The sequence below is a fragment of the Holtiella tumoricola genome (genome assembly GCF_027857615.1).
Taxonomy (GTDB): domain Bacteria; phylum Bacillota; class Clostridia; order Lachnospirales; family Cellulosilyticaceae; genus Holtiella; species Holtiella tumoricola.
The window spans coordinates 240,938-258,761 of the sequence record NZ_JAQIFT010000040.1 but is presented as its reverse complement, the minus strand read 5'-3'; the positions used below and the strand labels follow the sequence as shown (position 1 = coordinate 258,761).

Sequence of the window (17,824 nt, the reverse complement as noted above, 5' to 3'; positions counted from 1 at the left end):
GGGAAAGATGAAAAAAGTAGCAGGGGTTATTGTAGCAGGTGGCAAAAGTAGTCGTATGGGTACAGATAAAATGTATCTTACTTATGAGGGAGAAAGCTTTATAGATACAATTGTTAATTCTTTACAACCTGCTAGTAGCGTTTATGTTGTACTTAACGACCAGCAAGATTATGTAAGGAAAGAGGTAGTTATCTTAAGCGATTTAATAAAAGAGATTGGGCCTATAGGTGGATTGTATACTGCATTAGCATCTGTAGTAGAAGATTATGTATATTTATGGGCATGTGATATGCCAAATCATTGTAAAGACTTTATGAACTATGTACTAAGTTATGTAGAAGAAGATCTTTATGATGCTTATGTGATATGTATGCCAGATGGAAAGATAAGTCCTTTTGGGAGTGTTTATCATAAGAGGATACTACCTAAGCTTAAGACGTACATTAAACAGGAAAAATATAAAATGGTAGACTTTATAGAATCCTTACATATTAAAAAAATTTATCTAAACTATACTTGTTTTGATCCATCTCGTATTTTTATGAATATTAATACGCCTATACATTATGTGGCACTAACCAAAGAGTGTCCTTCCTATATAGCGATCAGTGGAAGTAAAAATTCTGGAAAGACAACGTTAATGACAAACCTGATTGGTTATTTTACAGCCAAAGGTCTACAAGTAGGTACCATTAAGCATGATGGTCATTTGTTTGAAGCAGATGTAAAGGGGACTGACTCATATAGGCATAAGCAAGCTGGGGCAGCCAGAACATTGGTTTATGATGCTGAAAAACTATGTTTGGTAAAAGATCAACAACAGCAAGGGATAGAAACATTATTAGCTTATTTCAGTGGGATGGACTTAGTATTACTAGAAGGCTTTAAAGAAAGTGTTTATCCTAAAATAGAAGTCGTAAGGGAAGCAACCCATATTCCACCTGTATGTAACCCAGAAACAGTACTGGCTTATGCCTCAGACTACCTTTTAGATACAACCATTCAGCAATATGAATTACAGGATATAGAAGCGTTAGCAAGAGTGATTGAGAATTATTTAAAAAGGAGCAAGTAAGATGCATGATTTAGAAGGTAGAGAAGTAGATTACTTACGTATCTCCATTACAGATAGGTGTAACTTAAGGTGTATTTATTGCATACCACAGGGGGTTACCTTGGCTTGTTGTAAGCAAAATGAATACCTTACAAAAGAAGAGTTATTTAAAGTCGTTAAAGTAGCAGCTTCTGTAGGTATAACAAAAGTGAAACTAACAGGTGGTGAACCCTTACTACGAAAAGATATTGTTGCCTTAGTTAAAGGGATTAAAGCGATAGAAGGGATACAACAAGTTACCCTTACTACAAATGGAATTTTATTAGATACTTATGGGAAAGCCTTAGTAGAAGCAGGTATTGATGCAGTTAATATTAGTTTAGATACATTAAATAGAAAAAAGTATGCTGCACTTACTGGTTATGATGGTCTTTCAAAAGTATTAAAAGGAATACATATACTCAAAGAAGCAGGTCTAAAAAAAATTAAATTAAATACAGTACCTCTTAAAGATATGAATGAACAAGAAATAGTTGAACTCGTACAATTTGCAAAACAAGAACAACTTATTCTTCGATTTATTGAGCTGATGCCTTTTGGAGGAGGAAAAGCTTTTTTAGGGATGTCTAAACAGGAAATTGTAGAAACTTTAGAAAGAAACTGTGGAACATTAATCCCCTATCATAATACATTGGGCAATGGACCAGCACAATATTATACATTACAAACTAAGGATGTAAAAATAGGATTTATCCATGCGATATCACAACATTTTTGCAGTACCTGTAACAGAATAAGGGTTACCTGTGAGGGCTATTTAAAATTATGTTTACACTCTAATAAAGGTATTGATTTAAAACCTTATTTAGCAAGTAGTGAAAAGACATTAGAAGAAGTGATGAGGCAAGCTATACAAAATAAACCTAAGCAACATCAATTTAATCATGTCACACAAGTACAACAATTAGAAGATAAAATGATGTCTCAAATAGGAGGCTAAGAAAAGGAGTTAAAACATGGGAAAAATTATGGCAATATGTATGAGCGAGAAAAAAGGTACACAGAAACAGCCGGTTAAAAGTTGTGAACTTATTTGTGAGCATGGGCTTAAAGAAGATGCACATGCGGGAAATTGGCATCGTCAAGTAAGCTTATTAGCATTTGAAAAAATAGAAGATTTTAAAGCACGTGGTGCACAAGTAAAGGATGGAGACTTTGGAGAAAACTTAGTTGTGGCAGGTATTGACCTTGTAAACTTGCCAGTAGGTACTTTATTACGTTCTGGTAATATTTTATTACAAGTTACACAAATAGGAAAAGAGTGTCATAAACATTGTCAAATCTATTATAAAATGGGAGAATGTATTATGCCTAAACAAGGTATTTTTGCACGTGTATTAGAAGGTGGTATACTAAATGAAGGGGATGAAATATATGTGGTGGAAGTATAGAAAACTTTTTATACTATTAAGTAGTTTAGTTATGTTTGTATTATCAGGATGTAGTCCGAAAAATTTAGATCAAGTTACATTAAATGTTTCAGCAGCCTCTTCTTTGAAGGAGCCACTTAATGAGATCACAAAGATGTATAATGCACAACATCCAAACGTTGAGATTACATTAAATTTTGCGGGTACGAATACACTAAAAATGCAAATCCTAGAAGGTGCAGAAGTTGACTTGTTTTTATCAGCGAATAAAGATATTTATGAAGAGTTAGAAGAAAAAGGATACTTTATGCAAGGACAAATTTTAGCACATAATGATGTCGTACTTATAGCTTCTTTAGAATCACAAAATACAATTAATCAAATTGAAGATCTAGCAAAAGAGGGATGTCAACTTATTTTAGCAGAAGAAGGTGTACCTATAAGCATATATGCTAAACAGATTATGGAAGCGTTAGAACTTAGTTATGGTGAAGGATTTAAAGAGAAGTGCTTACAAAATGTAGTCTCAAAAGAAACGAATGTAAAGCAAGTACTTACTAAAATAGTACTTGGTGAAGGGGATTGTGGATTTGTCTATAATTCTGATTTAATGGGTGAAACGAGAGACGAAGTACGTGTACTACCCCTTCCAGAAGAGGCAAAAGTTGAAACCCAATATTGGATAGGTCAATTAAGCCAGACCAAAAATCAAGAAGAAGCTGAACAGCTTTATGACTTTATTCTTTCTGAACAAGGTAGACAAGTAATGCAAAAATATGGTTTTAGATAAGGAGGAATATATGTTTACAGTAGGTATTATTACCGCAAGTGATAAAGGTTCACAAGGATTAAGAGAAGATGTGAGTGGTGCACTATTACGTACATTGTTAGAAGAAGCTGGTTATCAAGTAGTTACTTATGAAATAGTTGCGGATGAAGAAGAACAACTAGAAGCAAGTATGATAAAGATGTGTGATGAAGATCATGTAGACTTACTTGTTACAACAGGGGGGACAGGCTTTTCACAAAGAGATGTAACGCCAGAGGCTACAAAAAAAGTGATCACTAAAGAAACGCCAGGTATCGTAGAGGCTATGCGATATTATAGTCTGCAAATTACACCAAGGGCTATGCTAAGTCGTGCAGTAGCTGGTATCCGCAATCAAACGCTTATTATTAATTTACCTGGAAGTCCCAAAGCTGTTAAGGAGAACTTAAGCTTTATTCTACCTTCCCTTACACATGGTTTAGAGATTATGATAGGAAGTGCTAAGGAATGTGGAAGAAAATAGGCAATATGAGCCTTAAAAACAAACTTATTTGGGGATTTTTAGCACTAGGAACTATTCCTAGCTTATTTTCAGGTGCTATTATTTATAATGAGATGAATACCATTATTGAAATGATACTTTCTACTTTAACCCCAGATGATGCACAACAAGTACACTTACAGCTTCAGAAAATAGATACATTATATATTAAAATGAATCTAATTATTATAACTTTATCTATTTGTTTTTCAATAGGTGTTTCTTATAATTTTATTCAAGGTATAAGAAAACTTATTAGTCATTTTCAAAGGGTTCGACAAGGGGAGTTTAACTTTGAAGTGGAAGTGGAAAAAGAAGATGAAATAGGAAGCCTAACCCAATCTTTTAAAGAAATGAAAGAAGAACTTAGTCATCTAATTGATAAAACCTATAAGCTAGAGATTAGTGAAAAAAATGCTCAACTTAAAGCATTGCAAGCACAAATTAGCCCTCATTTTTTATATAATGCATTAGATATGATTAATTGGGCACTCATTGAAAACGGAGATATTGAGATGAGTCATATTGTTATTGCATTATCAGATATTTTAAGGTATAGCATTGATGATACAAAAAAGCAAGTTAAAGTAAGAGAAGAACTGCAACAAATACAAAATTATTTACTTGTCCAAAAAAGTAGATTTGAAGAACGGCTAAACTATAAAATACAAATACAACCTGATATTTTAGAAAATGAAATTCCAAAACTTTTGCTACAGCCCATTGTAGAAAATGCGGTAATTCATGGAGTTGAAAATAGACAAAAAGAGGGATTTGTAAGAATTAGTGGGAGAGCAGAGGATGATAAACTTATTTTTGAGATTAAAGATAATGGATTAGGAATTAAACCAGAACGTCTTGAAAAATTAAGACAAAAAATAGCAATAGCAGATAAAATAGTAGACGGGAATGAAAAAGTACATATCGGACTTGCTAATGTAAATCAACGTATTCAGTTAACCTATGGCGAAAAAAGTAGTATGGAAATTAAGAGTAAGGTAGATGAAGGAACAACGATATGTATTATTTTAGAAAGGAGGGATGACTTAGATGAGAATCTTGATAATAGATGATGAGCCTAAAATTAGAAGAGGTATGGAGAAACTCATCAAAACGGTAGAAAAAGATGCGGATGTATATACAGCGGAAGATGGTTTATTAGCTTTAGAATTAATGAAATCTATTATACCAGATATTATATTTGTAGATATAAAAATGCCACATATGAGTGGACTTGAATTTATAAGTCATGCAAAGGAAGTAAGTTCACATATTCAATTTGTTATAGCAAGTGGTTATGGCGAATTTGAGTATGCACAACAAGCTATCCATTATAATGTAATTGGTTATATTTTAAAACCTATTATGCCAGCTAAAATAGTAGAAGTATTAGAAAAAGCTAAACAAAATCACTTACAATATTTCAAAAGTTTAGAAAGTCTAGAAGAGCTTAAAATGAAGTATTTAGATGAACTTTTACACGTACCTTATTTAAGTGAAGAAAAACTTGAAGCTGCATTAAATAAAATACAATTAAAAAATCAGTATTGGATTCTAGCTGGTAAAAGTCATAAAAAGTTAGATGATATAAAGAATGAATTAACTACAATTATTCAAAAGACATGTACCTTAAAATGCAATATTCTTATTACTACTGCAGAGAATAAGATAATTAGTATACTAAGTTGTAAAGAAATGCATTTATGTAAATGTAATAATAAAATAGAGAATGCATTAAAAAGTACAATGTTTTTTGATAAACTTATATCTAGTGATCTTTTAACAGCTAAAGAAGCAATAAAACATCATATTCAACTTTTACTCGAGCAGCTAGACCATGATAAGGATAAAGGTGGAAGTATTCATATTGTTCAAAAGATAAAGAGCTATGTACATACTAATTATCAAGATAAAATTAGCTTACAAGATATAGCAGAACAAGTTTATTTACATCCCGCCTATATCTCAGATTTGTTTAAAAAGACTACAGGTGAAAAATTAACCGATTATATTATGCATATTCGAATAGAGAAAGCTAAAGAGCTTTTACGGACTAAAGATATGAAGATATATATGCTTGCCGAGCAAGTAGGATTTAATAACGAAAAATATTTTAGTAAAGTTTTTAAAGAACTAGAAGGCATGACGCCTAATGAATATCGTAGAGAACATCAAGTTTACTGAAAGTGATGTACATATAGAAGAGTGTGTTAAGCTAAGCTTTATAACTTATATATTTAGGTCCTTAAAGAAAGTGCTGAACTAAAAATTTTAATTCATCTTATAAAAATTTCATATGAAGGGTTATACTAATGAAGTAATAACAGTATATCAATTGGAATAGAATATATATTTCAAATTTTGGAGTTTAGGAATATATCTGTGATGTTATAGAGAGAAACGGATAAGAAAAAAGGATTTACTTATTTTACCTATTGTAGAGGTATTCAAGTAAATCCTTTTTATTTAACACTAATCAGCTTTATGTGGGAGGATAAGATTAAGAAGAAGTGCTGTGACGAAGCCACCTACGATGGCTTGACTAAACATATTTTGTATAAGTGTTGGAAGTGCACGCATTACTTCTGGACAGTTGCTAAGTCCGAAACCTACAGCACAAGAAGCAGCTACAATAAGGCCTGTGCGGTCAGAAATTTTGCCGTTATTAATAAGAAGATTGAGACCACTCATGCTGATCATAGCAAACATAAGGATAACAGCGCCACCAAGTACTGGGTTAGGAATAGAAGCGACAATAGCACCAAGTTTAGGGAAAAGTGCACAAAGAATAAGGAAGACTGCACCAGTCATAAGGACGAAGCGGTTAACAACTTTAGTCATACCAATAAGACCTACATTTTGACTAAAAGAAGTATTAGGCATAACACCAAAAAGGGTTGCAAAGGCACTTCCAAAACCATCAGCATGAACTGCACCTTGAAGTTCTCGGTCTGTAATATCACGACCTAGACCACCTACAGCAATACCTGTATTGTCACCAATGGTTTCAACTGTTGTTGCTAAGTATACAAGAATAAATGGGATAATAGCTTCTAGATGGAAAGAGTATTCAAGACCTTCAATCATAAAGATTGGTTTAGGTAAAGCAAACCATGGAGCAGTTGCAACACCAGAAAAGTCTACGATACCCATAAAGATGGCTACAATATAACCGACGATAATACCAATGAGAATAGAAGAAATACTTAAGAAACCTTTGCCAAATTGTCTGAGTGCAATAATGGTTACAAAAACAATGATACCTAGAAGGAGATTTTGTAGTGAACCAAAGCTTGGATCGCTTTGTGCACCTACACCACCACCAATAAATTGAATACCGACAGGGATAAGGGAAATACCAAGGATAAGTACAACGGTTCCGCTTACAACGTGAGGAATAAGTTTTCTAAGAGGTTTGATGATAAAGCCGAGTAAAAACTCTACGCATGCACCAATGAGAGAAGCTCCCATAATAGCACCATAGCCAAACTGTGTACCTACACCAATACTTACTGGAATGAAGCCGGAGCTGGTGCCCATAACAACAGGGAGGCCAGAACCTACTTTCCAAATAGGATAGAGCTGTAAGAGGGTAATTAGACCTGCAACAAACATTGCATTTTGGAGTAGAATAATTCGTATGTCCATATTCATGCTTAATACACCTGCAAGTACAAGTAATGGGGCCAAGTTTCCAGCATACATGGCCAGGATGTGTTGCATACCTAGTGGAATGGCATCTTTTAGTGGTACACTTCCTTCTAGTTGATACATATTTTCTTTTTTACAATTCATATGTACACTCCTCCTTATAAAATGATTTGTACTACTAGTGTATTGATAAAAAAAATAAAATAGTACAAAAATTTTAAGGTAACCTAAAAATTTTTGTACTATTTGCTTAGTCATAAGTTTTATAATGCACATTAAAATGATAGTTCATCGCTTGCTTAAAGGCCTCAAAATCTTTGGCAAGAAGAGCTGCAACGATTTTCTCATGTTTAGCAACAGTTTGTTCCATATAGGGTGGCTGAATGTGTTGCTTATGATATTTATCACATGCCCAAACGGCTTGGATAATAGAAGATAAAATAGTATTCCCTGTAGAAGCAAAAAGTGTTTGATGGAAGTTCGCATCAGCTTCATAAAATTCAGCTCCAAAGATAAGCTGAAGATTCTTTTGCTTACTATTTTCCTTTTGAATATTTTGCATTATTTCTAGATGGTTCTGTAGTAGAATGAGGTCCTCTTGGGTTAAATGATCAAAGGCTTCTTGAAGAAAACCAAGTTCTAAAGTGCGCCTAACGGCCAAAGTCTGAGATAAAAGTTTTTCGCTATCTCCGGCTAAATTATAGAGTAAATTATGGAATAAAAAATCTGTATTAAATTCTTGTATGATAATACCAACACCTGGCTTTGAACTAACGATTCCTGAGATCTCTAATGATTTGATAGCTTCTCTTAATACATTTCGACTGACACCAAGTAGTGTACACATCTCCATTTCTGTAGGAAGTTTATCACCAGGTTTAAGTTGATTTTGGACAATATAATCTTTGAGTTCGTCGTAAACTTGTAAATAGAGTTTGCGACTTTTTAAGTTTTTCATAGTAGGTGCTTTTGTATGAGACATTAGACACAACCTTTATTAAAGTATTTGTAGCTTTTTGAGATTAAGTACAAGAACATAGTATTAAAGTTTCATTTAAATGTCAACAAACGTATTGACATTTAAATTTATACTAAAGTATTATAATAGTAGTTTGTAGGACAAAGTACAAATGAATAAGAAGATAAAAAGGAGATTATATAATGAGCCACTTTGATATTGAAGCGATAAGCGGTGTTATTCCTGCAATGCTTACATTATTTGATGAAAATGAAGAAGTTGATGTTAAAAGAACAGAAGCACTGGTTGACTTTTTATTAAAAAGAGATGTGGATGGATTTTATCTTACAGGAAGTACCGGAGAAGGTTTTTTAATGACAGGGGAGGAGAGAAAAAAGGTAGTAGAAACAGTTGTACATAGGGTCGCAGGAAGAAAACCTGTGATTGTACATATAGGGGATATTGGGACTAAAAAATCTATAGATCTTGCCAAACATGCTTATGAAGTGGGAGCAGATGCAGTTTCTTCAGTACCACCTTTTTACTGGAGGTTTAGTGAACAAAATATTTATAATTATTATAAAGATATTGCAGAAGCTACCCCTCTTCCAATGATTATTTATAATGTGCCATTAGCTGGTTTGATGGGAACAGAGCTTATTTTAAAGTTATCCCAACTAGAGAATGTAAAAGGTTTGAAATTTACAGGCAAAGACCACGATCAAATGGGGCATCTCAAAGAAATATTGGGTGAAAAGTTTATGATTTATTCAGGATGTGATGAAATGTCATTTTCAGGGCTTGCTTTAGGAACAGATGGTATTATTGGTTCATTTTATAATGTAATGCCAGAATTATTTAAAGAGATTAATCAAGCTGTTCAAAGGGGAGAACTTACCAAAGGCGTGCGTCTGCAAAAAATTGCAACAGAAATTATTCTTGCGGCATTAAAATATGACTATATAGCACTTATGAGAAATATGATTAAGTGGCAAGGTGTAGATGCAGGTTATTCACGTCGACCTTTTACCAACTATAAAGACAGTGAGTTAGATACATTTAAAGAAGCATTAAGACAAATTAAAGACAAGTACCATGTAACAGAAGTAGCGTTCTTAAAAAACATTTAAAAGTGGAGACGATAAGGATGAGCGAATTAAAATGGGTCAATATTGAAACAAGTGGTGAACAGGGGTTTAAGGCTTATAGAATACCTGGAATTGTAGTGACAACAAAAGGTACAATAATTACCTATTATGAAACAAGACTGAGCGAAAGTGATTGGAGTACACGTGGGATTGGTGTACGAAGGAGTATAGATGGAGGTACTACTTTTGATATAAGGCAAATGGTGGTCTATGATGATGAAATAGCCATCAATAATCCTGTCATGATCGCATCAAAAGATGGAAAGGTTCATTTTTTATGGCAAAAGGATTACAGGCAACTTTTCTATCAAGTAAGCTATGATGATGGGGCTACCTTTTCAGAGCCAGTAAGCATCTTAGAATGCGTAGAAGCTTTTAGACAAGAATATAATTGGTCTTTGTTTGCAGTAGGTCCAGGTCATGGGATTGAGCTACAAAATGGAAGATTAGTTGTGCCTATTTGGCTAGCCCGTGGAGAAGGTAATAACCATTTTCCTACACAGGTGAGTACTATTATAAGTGATGATGGTGGTCAAACATGGGAGCGTGGTGAGATCATTTATGGGAGTGAGAGTACAGAGGATGACTTTGTTTGGCCTAATGAAACACAAGCTGTAGAGTTATCAGATGGTTGTGTAATGCTTAATATTCGCCACAATGGAAAAGTACATTATCGCTATACTGCTGTATCTCCTAATGGGAAAGATCAATTTTCTAAGCCTGTTGCAGATATGAACTTACCAGATCCTATTTGTTTTGGGAGTATTGTAAAAACAGAGGATACCATTTTATTTGTCAATTGTGCATACAATGATGCAAGGGGGTGGGCGCCACGAATTAATTTAACTGTCCGTATGAGCGAAGATGATGCAAAAACATGGAAATATAGTAAAAAGATTGCAGAAGTCGCAGGGTATGCAGATATTGCAATTTCACCAGATGGAAAGTACTATTATTGCTTTTTTGAGCATAATAAAGTAGAAGAAGGTGGCTATCCGGAGGCATTAATTCTTGCTGTGTTTGATAAGATGTATCTTATGAAATAAAAATAAGTGAAAATGAATAGCGAATAAAGATCTACTTATTTGTCAGTAAATGGCATTTAGGTAGAACTTTATTGCACTTATGGTAACATTTGTATATCTATTAAAAAGTTAAGTATTAAGAAGTCGTTAAAAAAAACAAATAGTAATTATTGACTAAAATTATACTATAGTGTATTATTTTAGTGTAAATGAATAGGCAAAACAAGGGAAACCTTGCGACGCAAAGCTATAGGGGTTAAGGCATATGCTATACCAGCCAGTTGCTAAAAGTTAATATAAGCTTTTATTTGAGTATTAACTTTTATTAAGGATACAAATTTAATTTGTACCCTTATTCGCTGTGGTCTATTCCTATTGGATAGGCTTTTTTTGCGTCCTTATCTATTTCATAAGAATAGGAAGGAAGAAAGAAATGAAAAAAATGATGAAAAAACTAGCAGCAGTAGGATTAATTGTAATGAGTGTAGGGGTAACACCAGTTATGGCAGCGCCTGTACAAGCAACAAGTGTAACCAATCAACAAAATGTAGGAATGCAAGGTATTACACCTAATATTACAACAGTTAGATATTCAGATATGGTAAAAGGCGATGGCGCTGTTCATATCGAATTTAAACTGAATGGTGTGAAATTAACAACAACAGATCCTTACAAGTTTAGTGATGCAGTAACACATAATTATGATGTAAGCGTATCAGAAGGTGTACATTACAACAAAGAACTCTTTTCAATGAATGTAAACTGGTCAAATCCAGGTATTGCATACAGTGGAGATTGGGTGATTAATATTGATGGTTCTGTATTTTCAGATGGCGCAGATAGAACAATTACGATTAAAGTTATTAATGATTTAGCCCATGTTGGTACACCATCTATTACAACAAATGTAGATAAAGGTGTTACCGTTCAACAATTAACACAAGGCTTTGACCTAGTTATGAATATTAATAATGCAAGATTTAATACAACATGTTTTGGAAATTACATCAGAGTGAGTATGATGAATTCATGTGGCATGTACATTTATCCAGTAGCATACTGTGATAGCCTTAAACCAAACCAAGTTAAGATGCGCGTACAAGCAATGAATGGTGTAGAATCTTGGAGAACACATTTCGAATTCAAAATTGAAGGTAATGCAACAAACTCATCTGTACCAATCAATGTTAGAATTCCTATCATTAGATAAGCTTAATGTAAAGATCAACTAAATATATAGCTTATAAAAAGCCTACTTAAATGTCACATAATAGACATTTAAGTAGGCTTTTTATATTAGGATAATAAAATGGTTAAGATTTAGATAGAGTATTGGAATTAGATAGGAGATGTTGTAAAATGAATCTAGATTCAAAATTATATTTTTATAATAATTTGAAGTTAAAAATAAATTATATAAGGGGACTCTATGCACCTGATACAGAAAAAAATCTATCAATTGATTATAATCAGTTTATTTTTATTTGGTTTATTTCCAACTAGGCTATATGCTTATAAAGAAAGAGAAGTTGAAAATACCAATATATTAATAATAGACTCTTATAATAATACCAATAGTTGGAGTAGCAAATTAATACCTAAGTTTATTCATGAATTAGAAGAGTTAAGAGGAGGAAACATTAATTTAGAGATAGAGTATCTTAATAGTAGCCTTTATAATAGTGAGGAATATTATAAAGAGTTTATAGAATTACTCAATAGTAAATATAAAAATTTTAATCCAGACTTACTTGGCACATTAGGCAATAGTGGATTAGAAATAATGAAAGAAGAAGTTTTAAATCAAGAAAGTATATTTTATGAAGTACCTATATTATTTTCAGGAGCATCTATAAATACTGTAATTAATGAAGAAGAAAAAAATCATGTAACAGGTATTCTATATGATAGCAATATAACAAAAATCGTTAACTTAATTAAAGAAAATCATAAAGACATTGAAAAAATAAAATTTATTCAAGTAGCTTGTGACTTAGAAAATACACCTGAATTTGAAGAGAAATATAGCTCAGTAAAGAAAGTATATGCAAAGCAATTAGAGCTTGAGTTTATGTGGGAGATTTATATAGAAGATATTATACAGAATCTTAAGGAAGAGAAGGATTCTAATTATGCGATTATAATAGGAAATAACTATATAAGTCGAGAAACACAAACGGTAGTGTTCGCTAAGAAAATAATAGAGCAGATTAAATTAGTCAGCAACGCACCAATCTATACCTATGATGAAAATTATGTAGGAAAAGGTGTGATAGGAGGTGTTGCAGGTAGAGCAGAAAGAGAAGGGATAGAACTTGCCAAGATGGCAAATACCATTTTGGAAGAACAAGAATTTCCAGAGATACGAATAGGCGAAAATGATTATATATTTGATTATGAACAAATCTATATAAATAACCTTCAGGTTAGTAAGATTCCTCAAAATAGTATCCTTATAAATAGGCCAAAGTTTCAATTCTTGTTACCTAGAAGTATGAAATACATTATGAGGAGTCTTATTTTAGGTATACTAGGTCTGATAGCTTATTTATTTTATTATATTTATAGGCAAAGGCAAGCTGTTAAGAAAAGTAAAAAGCTTTATGAGCAAACTAAACTGCAAGCCCAAATAAAAACAGATTTTATTGCAGGTATAAGTCATGATCTTAAGACGCCTATTAATGTTATTAGAAGTAGTGTTCAGTTACTTGAGTCTATAGATGAGGAGATTGAACGTGAATATCTTATAAATCGACTAAAGGTAATTACACAAAATTCTAATAAACTGCTACGATTAGTTAATAACTTAGTGGATACAGTGAAACTAGAGGATGAGAGCTGCTATCAGATGAAATTTGAATATGTTAACATCGTAGAGGTGGTAGAAGATATCTGTTTAGGTGCACTTGATTATATGCAACAAAGGGAAATCGAGTTTATATTTGATACAGAAGATGAAGAAATCTTTACAGTAATAGATATCGAAAAAATAGAACGGGTTATTCTTAATTTATTATCTAACGCGATTAAGTTTACGACAAAGTCAGGCAAAATTAATGCATCTATGGAAAAAGTTGAGGGGTACGTCAAAATACGTATTCAAGATTCAGGTATAGGCATTGCTTCAGATAAATTAGAACAAATTTTTATGAAATTTTACAGTATAGATAATAAATTGGCAAAGTCAGGTGAGGGAAGTGGAATTGGTCTATACATAGTCAAACGGTTAATAGATTTACATGAGGGAGAGATTACTGTAGAAAGTTTAGAGGGAAAAGGGGCAAGCTTTACAATTACATTGCCAATTAAGAATGCATTAGAAGATGCAGTTAAAAAATCTAGAGTTCAATATGAAGGCAATCAAATCGTACAACTTGAATTTTCTGATTTATAATAGAGCAAATCTTTATAAAAGATAAGGTTACTAAAAAGTGTCTAGTTTAATAGATTTATAAAAATAGATATACTTAAGTCTATATTAAGAGATAGAGCTATTATGAGAAGTGATGAAGGTAAATAAAACGCTAGGATAGCTATGGAAGGAGTAATGATGATTAAAAGTATTTTAGTCGTCTTCACAGTGGTGTTTTTGACTGGCTGTATAGTAGTAAGTCCTACATCCGATAATCTAGTAGCATCAGAACATTCAACTAGTGATAATATCGTTTTGGAAGAAACAGGGGCTTATCATAAAATTACTGAAGAAGAAGCCAAAGGTATGATAGACTAAGAGGAAGTGATTATTGTAGATGTACGTACTCAAGAGGAATATGATACAGGGCATATTCAAAATGCAATGGTAATCCCTAATGAAACGATTGGGAATATACTACTTGAGAGTTTACCTAATACAGATGACACGATACTTATTTATTGTCGAAGTGGGCACCGTAGTGAGGAAGCTGCCCGTAAGTTTTTGGCTTTCGGTTACGAGAATGTCTATGATTTTGGTGGGATCATTGACTGGCATTATGAAATCGTACAAGAATAAAGAGGATATAAAAACCTACTTAAATCATCTACTTAATAGATGATTTAAGTAGGTTTTTTGCTACATTTAAACATGGATATTATGGATATGAGCAAGGATAATCTGTCGATTTTGAATAGCAATCGTGCCTTCATCTTTTAACTTTTTAAGTTCACGGAAAAGTGAAGGGCGCTGTACACCTAGATAATCAGCCAACTGCTTTTTGCTTATGGGTAGGGTAACTATAGTACTTTTTTGTTCTATAGATAAAGCGTGTAAGTAGTCTAGGAGATTTTCACGTAAGGATTTTTGGGTATACATGGTGATTTTTTTATTCATGCCTTGGGCATTTAAGGATAAGCTTTTTACAAATTGCATGGTAAACTGGTAGTCATGCAGCAGGTATTCAACATTCTCTTTATCTAAATGTAAAAGCTCACAATCAGCTGTACAGTACATATTCATGGGATAATAATTTGCATTGCCAAAAAGAAGATTTGCACCAATGATACTACCTTTTTCAAATTCAAAGACTACATTTTCAGAGCCATTGTGGGCAAGTGCATAGGCCACTAAGCTACCAGATTGTACAATATCCATACTTTTACAAGACTCACCCTGCATATATACGGTGACACCCTTTTTATATTTTTTATAAGTTAAGCTTAATTGATTGAGTAAATCTTGCTCTACCCCTTCAAAAATAGGAATAGCTTTCATTTTAATCCCACCTCTTTATGCATCATTCTATCTTAAATCATTATATCTCAAATAACACTATTAAAAAAGAAACATAAGAGTCTCTTTTTACTCCCTAAAATCTTGTATGATGAGAACAGATTACTAAGAAAAGGAGTAGAATCATGGATATTTTCACAATAGCTATTTGGGTCATTACAGTAGGTTTATTAATGGTGTCCTTTATGAAAGACAAAAGTAAAACAAAGGAGGCATTAAAAAAGGCACTCTTTATGGGAAAGGGAATGGCACTTTCCATTTTTGCAGTGATATTTGCAATAGGACTTATTCTAGCCATATTACCACCAGAGCAGATTGCTTATATAATTGGTAAGCAAAATATATTTATTGCTACTATTGCAGCGGCAGCTTTTGGAACGGTAATATTAATTCCAGCCTTTATTGCATTTCCCCTCATTGGCACACTAGCAAGTGCAGGGGTGGGTATTATGCCTTCGGTAGCCTTTTTAACGACACTTACTATGGTAGGTGTGGCTACTTTTCCATTAGAAAAAAGAGCTTTTGGTACAAAATTTGCAGTAACTAGAAATATACTAAGCTTTGCTTTTGCCATTATTATTGCATTAGTGATGGGGGTGATTTTATGAAAAAGGTTATAGGATTAATCAAGGCAAATGTCTTTTTAATGATGGTCATTATGACCTATATTATATTAACTGGAATAAATCCTCAAATGGGTTTGCAAGGAATTAAAAATAGTGGCTACTACATAAAGGAAATGCTTATGATTATGCCTGTTATCTTTGTATTGACAGCCCTTTTAGATACCTGGATTCCAAAAGAAACCATCATGAAGTATTTGGGTAAGGAGGCAAAGGTAAAAGGAACATTTTTAGCTTTTTTACTTGGGAGTATATCAGCAGGACCTATTTATGCTGCCTTTCCTTTTTGTGTCATGCTTTACCAAAAAGGAGCATCTATTAAAAATATTGTTATCATTTTAAGTTCATGGGCTGTGGTGAAAATTCCAATGCTTTTAAATGAAGCAAAGTTCCTAGGAGTTAAATTTATGATTATTCGATGGACTCTTACTGTCCTTTCTATTTTAATCTTTGCTTGGATAACTCAAAAAATAATTAAGGATACCGATTTATCACAAGTAGAAGAAATGAAAAAGGGACTCTTTATTAATAAGGAAGCCTGTATGGGATGTACGGTATGTAGCAAGAAGTATCCGGCACAGTTTGCAATGGAGGGTAAGAAAGCTACAGTAATAGAATCCCAAGAATTGGACCACTCGATCTTACAATCAGTCATAAATGCTTGTCCCGTTAAAGCCATTCACTATAATGAATAGGAAAGACCTACTTATTTGTCTAGATAGACATGTAAGTAGGTCTTTTATTATTGCATAATTATTGTGAAATATCTTTAAAGTATTTTGGAGAAGTACCAATAACCCGTTTGAAAACAGTAGAAAAGTAATATGGGGATGAAAAAGCCAGTTGATCTGCTATTTCTTGGTGACTCATCCCAGCTTCTAGTAGTGGAATTGAAGCTTGAATCTTAAGCTGGGCAACATACTCCATAACGCTTATACCTGCATATTTTCTAAATAAATTTTTAAGCGCTGTAGGGCTAATATTACAGTTTTCACAAATCATATTGATGCTGAGTTTATTAAACAAATTTCCCTGTATGTAAGAAGTAATTTTATGATAGTTGGCTTGAGAAGCATTGAGAATCTTTGGATAACTTTCAGATTGATGATTTTTAATAATAGAAAGTAGAAGAACTTCTAAGTAGTTTTTAACTGTATGATTGAGGCCATAAGAAAGGGGTTGGGTACATCTTAGGCTCATCAGCGTTGTTTCGTCGTCCACTAAAGTTTCAAAAAATCTACATTCTGTGATAAGGGTTTTAGTCATATTCATTTCACTTTCAGTGAGGGTACAAAGTATATTTTCTAACGCCTTAACGTCTTCATCAAGTGTAAAAGTAAGAATGAAAACAGTAGGATTACTTCCGTTAGCAGACCAAAGATTATGAAATTCGCCAGGTTTGTGGAAAATCATTTGCCCTTTATGTAGTTCAAAGATTTGATCATGTGCAGTTACACCAATAGTACCTTCCTCTACATAGACGAGTTCCCAAAAGTTATGTACTTCACCTTTGACTTTATGGTGTTTGTCAAAGGTCATGTAGAACATAGAGATGAGATTGGTGACATTGAAAAGTGGTTGTAAAGGGTAGAGTTGATAAATATTCATTATCATAGTGTATGTCCTTTCGTAGGTAGCCCAAAATTATATGTTTTAAGACTAAAAATGCATTTATACAATCTTTGTATATGTATAAAATAATAGTAACAAATTTAAAATTTTTAAGCAATATATACAAAAAATATTATTATATGAAAAGAGAAAGGGGCTTGAAATGAAAGGGGAAAAGCGTAGAGGAAAAGTAAAAGATAATTATAAAAATATAGATATGGACAGGGGCTATTTTTGGAGGCAAAAAGTAACACCGTGGGTTATACTGGCACTTCCCATAATTTTTACAATTTGGTTAAGGTATTA

At 32.9% G+C, this 17,824-nt stretch carries 19 protein-coding genes and 1 riboswitch; of the genes, 15 read left to right on the top strand and 4 right to left on the bottom strand.

What is annotated here, in order from left to right:
- Positions 1–7 precede the first annotated feature (7 nt).
- The 7 genes from mobB to PBV87_RS10130 are packed head-to-tail and all read left to right on the top strand — an operon-like array spanning position 8 to position 5,978.
- Entirely contained in the window at positions 8–1,075 is a 1,068-nt protein-coding gene (gene mobB / locus PBV87_RS10160; protein WP_271012162.1) for a molybdopterin-guanine dinucleotide biosynthesis protein B, read from the top strand.
- A 1-nt stretch (position 1,076) separates the two neighbouring features.
- Positions 1,077–2,054 (top strand): GTP 3',8-cyclase MoaA, encoded by a 978-nt coding sequence (gene moaA, locus PBV87_RS10155; RefSeq protein WP_271012161.1) that lies wholly within the window; start codon positions 1,077–1,079, stop codon positions 2,052–2,054.
- Positions 2,055–2,070: 16 nt separating this feature from the next.
- Positions 2,071–2,505: an MOSC domain-containing protein gene (locus tag PBV87_RS10150; protein ID WP_053983632.1), complete on the top strand. Its 435-nt coding sequence runs from the start codon at positions 2,071–2,073 to the stop codon at positions 2,503–2,505.
- Entirely contained in the window at positions 2,471–3,274 is an 804-nt protein-coding gene (gene modA, locus PBV87_RS10145) for a molybdate ABC transporter substrate-binding protein (RefSeq protein WP_271012160.1), read from the top strand. Before PBV87_RS10150 ends, modA begins: the two co-directional genes overlap by 35 nt.
- Positions 3,275–3,284: 10 nt before the next feature.
- Positions 3,285–3,776 (top strand): MogA/MoaB family molybdenum cofactor biosynthesis protein, encoded by a 492-nt coding sequence (locus PBV87_RS10140; protein ID WP_271012159.1) that lies wholly within the window; start codon positions 3,285–3,287, stop codon positions 3,774–3,776.
- Positions 3,761–4,867 (top strand): sensor histidine kinase, encoded by a 1,107-nt coding sequence (locus PBV87_RS10135; RefSeq protein WP_271012158.1) that lies wholly within the window; start codon positions 3,761–3,763, stop codon positions 4,865–4,867. The genes PBV87_RS10140 and PBV87_RS10135 overlap by 16 nt, the downstream gene beginning before the upstream one ends.
- Positions 4,845–5,978 (top strand): response regulator transcription factor, encoded by a 1,134-nt coding sequence (locus tag PBV87_RS10130; RefSeq protein ID WP_271012157.1) that lies wholly within the window; start codon positions 4,845–4,847, stop codon positions 5,976–5,978. Before PBV87_RS10135 ends, PBV87_RS10130 begins: the two co-directional genes overlap by 23 nt.
- 288 nt (positions 5,979–6,266) lie before the next feature.
- Here the strand turns inward: PBV87_RS10130 and PBV87_RS10125 are convergent, their stop codons facing one another.
- A complete protein-coding gene (locus tag PBV87_RS10125; protein WP_053983627.1) occupies positions 6,267–7,589 on the bottom strand; it encodes a uracil-xanthine permease family protein in 1,323 nt (440 codons plus the stop codon).
- A 106-nt stretch (positions 7,590–7,695) separates the two neighbouring features.
- A complete protein-coding gene (locus PBV87_RS10120; protein WP_053983626.1) occupies positions 7,696–8,427 on the bottom strand; it encodes a FadR/GntR family transcriptional regulator in 732 nt (243 codons plus the stop codon).
- Between the two features lie 179 nt (positions 8,428–8,606).
- On the opposite strand from PBV87_RS10120, the gene PBV87_RS10115 reads away from it, so the two are divergent.
- From PBV87_RS10115 to PBV87_RS10090, 6 genes are all read left to right on the top strand, one after another.
- On the top strand, positions 8,607–9,533 hold the full coding sequence (locus PBV87_RS10115; protein ID WP_271012156.1) for a dihydrodipicolinate synthase family protein: 927 nt from the start codon (positions 8,607–8,609) through the stop codon (positions 9,531–9,533).
- Positions 9,534–9,550: 17 nt separating this feature from the next.
- Positions 9,551–10,597: a sialidase family protein gene (locus PBV87_RS10110; RefSeq protein ID WP_271012155.1), complete on the top strand. Its 1,047-nt coding sequence runs from the start codon at positions 9,551–9,553 to the stop codon at positions 10,595–10,597.
- Between the two features lie 185 nt (positions 10,598–10,782).
- A riboswitch (cyclic di-GMP riboswitch) is annotated at positions 10,783–10,865 on the top strand.
- A 144-nt stretch (positions 10,866–11,009) separates the two neighbouring features.
- Positions 11,010–11,786 carry a hypothetical protein gene (locus tag PBV87_RS10105; protein WP_271012154.1) on the top strand — a complete coding sequence of 259 codons (777 nt, stop codon included), beginning with the start codon at positions 11,010–11,012 and terminating at the stop codon, positions 11,784–11,786.
- A gap of 249 nt (positions 11,787–12,035) precedes the next feature.
- On the top strand, positions 12,036–13,970 hold the full coding sequence (locus PBV87_RS10100; RefSeq protein WP_271012153.1) for a sensor histidine kinase: 1,935 nt from the start codon (positions 12,036–12,038) through the stop codon (positions 13,968–13,970).
- A gap of 141 nt (positions 13,971–14,111) precedes the next feature.
- On the top strand, positions 14,112–14,306 hold the full coding sequence (locus PBV87_RS10095) for a hypothetical protein (protein WP_271012152.1): 195 nt from the start codon (positions 14,112–14,114) through the stop codon (positions 14,304–14,306).
- A 6-nt stretch (positions 14,307–14,312) separates the two neighbouring features.
- A complete protein-coding gene (locus PBV87_RS10090; RefSeq protein WP_271012151.1) occupies positions 14,313–14,567 on the top strand; it encodes a rhodanese-like domain-containing protein in 255 nt (84 codons plus the stop codon).
- 66 nt (positions 14,568–14,633) lie between these two features.
- On the opposite strand, the gene PBV87_RS10085 is transcribed toward PBV87_RS10090, so the two are convergent.
- Positions 14,634–15,266 carry a Crp/Fnr family transcriptional regulator gene (locus tag PBV87_RS10085; protein ID WP_271012150.1) on the bottom strand — a complete coding sequence of 211 codons (633 nt, stop codon included), beginning with the start codon at positions 15,264–15,266 and terminating at the stop codon, positions 14,634–14,636.
- A gap of 143 nt (positions 15,267–15,409) precedes the next feature.
- Between PBV87_RS10085 and PBV87_RS10080 the strand changes: the two genes are divergently transcribed.
- Together PBV87_RS10080 and PBV87_RS10075 are read left to right on the top strand one after the other, a co-directional pair.
- On the top strand, positions 15,410–15,892 hold the full coding sequence (locus PBV87_RS10080) for a permease (RefSeq protein WP_271012149.1): 483 nt from the start codon (positions 15,410–15,412) through the stop codon (positions 15,890–15,892).
- Complete coding sequence (locus PBV87_RS10075) at positions 15,889–16,602, top strand: permease (RefSeq protein WP_271012148.1); 714 nt, start codon at positions 15,889–15,891, stop codon at positions 16,600–16,602. Before PBV87_RS10080 ends, PBV87_RS10075 begins: the two co-directional genes overlap by 4 nt.
- Before the next feature lie 58 nt (positions 16,603–16,660).
- On the opposite strand, the gene PBV87_RS10070 is transcribed toward PBV87_RS10075, so the two are convergent.
- Positions 16,661–17,521, bottom strand: a complete 861-nt coding sequence (locus PBV87_RS10070; RefSeq protein WP_271012147.1) for an AraC family transcriptional regulator — start codon at positions 17,519–17,521, stop codon at positions 16,661–16,663.
- Between the last annotated feature and the right edge of the window lie 303 nt (positions 17,522–17,824).

Bases quoted from the DNA above. Each gene is read 5' to 3' on its own strand.
- mobB (WP_271012162.1), top strand. From the start codon at position 8: ATGAAAAAAGTAGCAGGGGTTATTGTAGCAGGTGGCAAAAGTAGTCGT.
- moaA (WP_271012161.1), top strand. From the start codon at position 1,077: ATGCATGATTTAGAAGGTAGAGAAGTAGATTACTTACGTATCTCCATT.
- PBV87_RS10150 (WP_053983632.1), top strand. From the start codon at position 2,071: ATGGGAAAAATTATGGCAATATGTATGAGCGAGAAAAAAGGTACACAG.
- modA (WP_271012160.1), top strand. From the start codon at position 2,471: ATGAAGGGGATGAAATATATGTGGTGGAAGTATAGAAAACTTTTTATA.
- PBV87_RS10140 (WP_271012159.1), top strand. From the start codon at position 3,285: ATGTTTACAGTAGGTATTATTACCGCAAGTGATAAAGGTTCACAAGGA.
- PBV87_RS10135 (WP_271012158.1), top strand. From the start codon at position 3,761: ATGTGGAAGAAAATAGGCAATATGAGCCTTAAAAACAAACTTATTTGG.
- PBV87_RS10130 (WP_271012157.1), top strand. From the start codon at position 4,845: ATGAGAATCTTGATAATAGATGATGAGCCTAAAATTAGAAGAGGTATG.
- PBV87_RS10125 (WP_053983627.1), bottom strand. From the start codon at position 7,589: ATGAATTGTAAAAAAGAAAATATGTATCAACTAGAAGGAAGTGTACCA.
- PBV87_RS10120 (WP_053983626.1), bottom strand. From the start codon at position 8,427: ATGTCTCATACAAAAGCACCTACTATGAAAAACTTAAAAAGTCGCAAA.
- PBV87_RS10115 (WP_271012156.1), top strand. From the start codon at position 8,607: ATGAGCCACTTTGATATTGAAGCGATAAGCGGTGTTATTCCTGCAATG.
- PBV87_RS10110 (WP_271012155.1), top strand. From the start codon at position 9,551: ATGAGCGAATTAAAATGGGTCAATATTGAAACAAGTGGTGAACAGGGG.
- PBV87_RS10105 (WP_271012154.1), top strand. From the start codon at position 11,010: ATGAAAAAAATGATGAAAAAACTAGCAGCAGTAGGATTAATTGTAATG.
- PBV87_RS10095 (WP_271012152.1), top strand. From the start codon at position 14,112: ATGGAAGGAGTAATGATGATTAAAAGTATTTTAGTCGTCTTCACAGTG.
- PBV87_RS10085 (WP_271012150.1), bottom strand. From the start codon at position 15,266: ATGAAAGCTATTCCTATTTTTGAAGGGGTAGAGCAAGATTTACTCAAT.
- PBV87_RS10080 (WP_271012149.1), top strand. From the start codon at position 15,410: ATGGATATTTTCACAATAGCTATTTGGGTCATTACAGTAGGTTTATTA.
- PBV87_RS10075 (WP_271012148.1), top strand. From the start codon at position 15,889: ATGAAAAAGGTTATAGGATTAATCAAGGCAAATGTCTTTTTAATGATG.
- PBV87_RS10070 (WP_271012147.1), bottom strand. From the start codon at position 17,521: ATGATAATGAATATTTATCAACTCTACCCTTTACAACCACTTTTCAAT.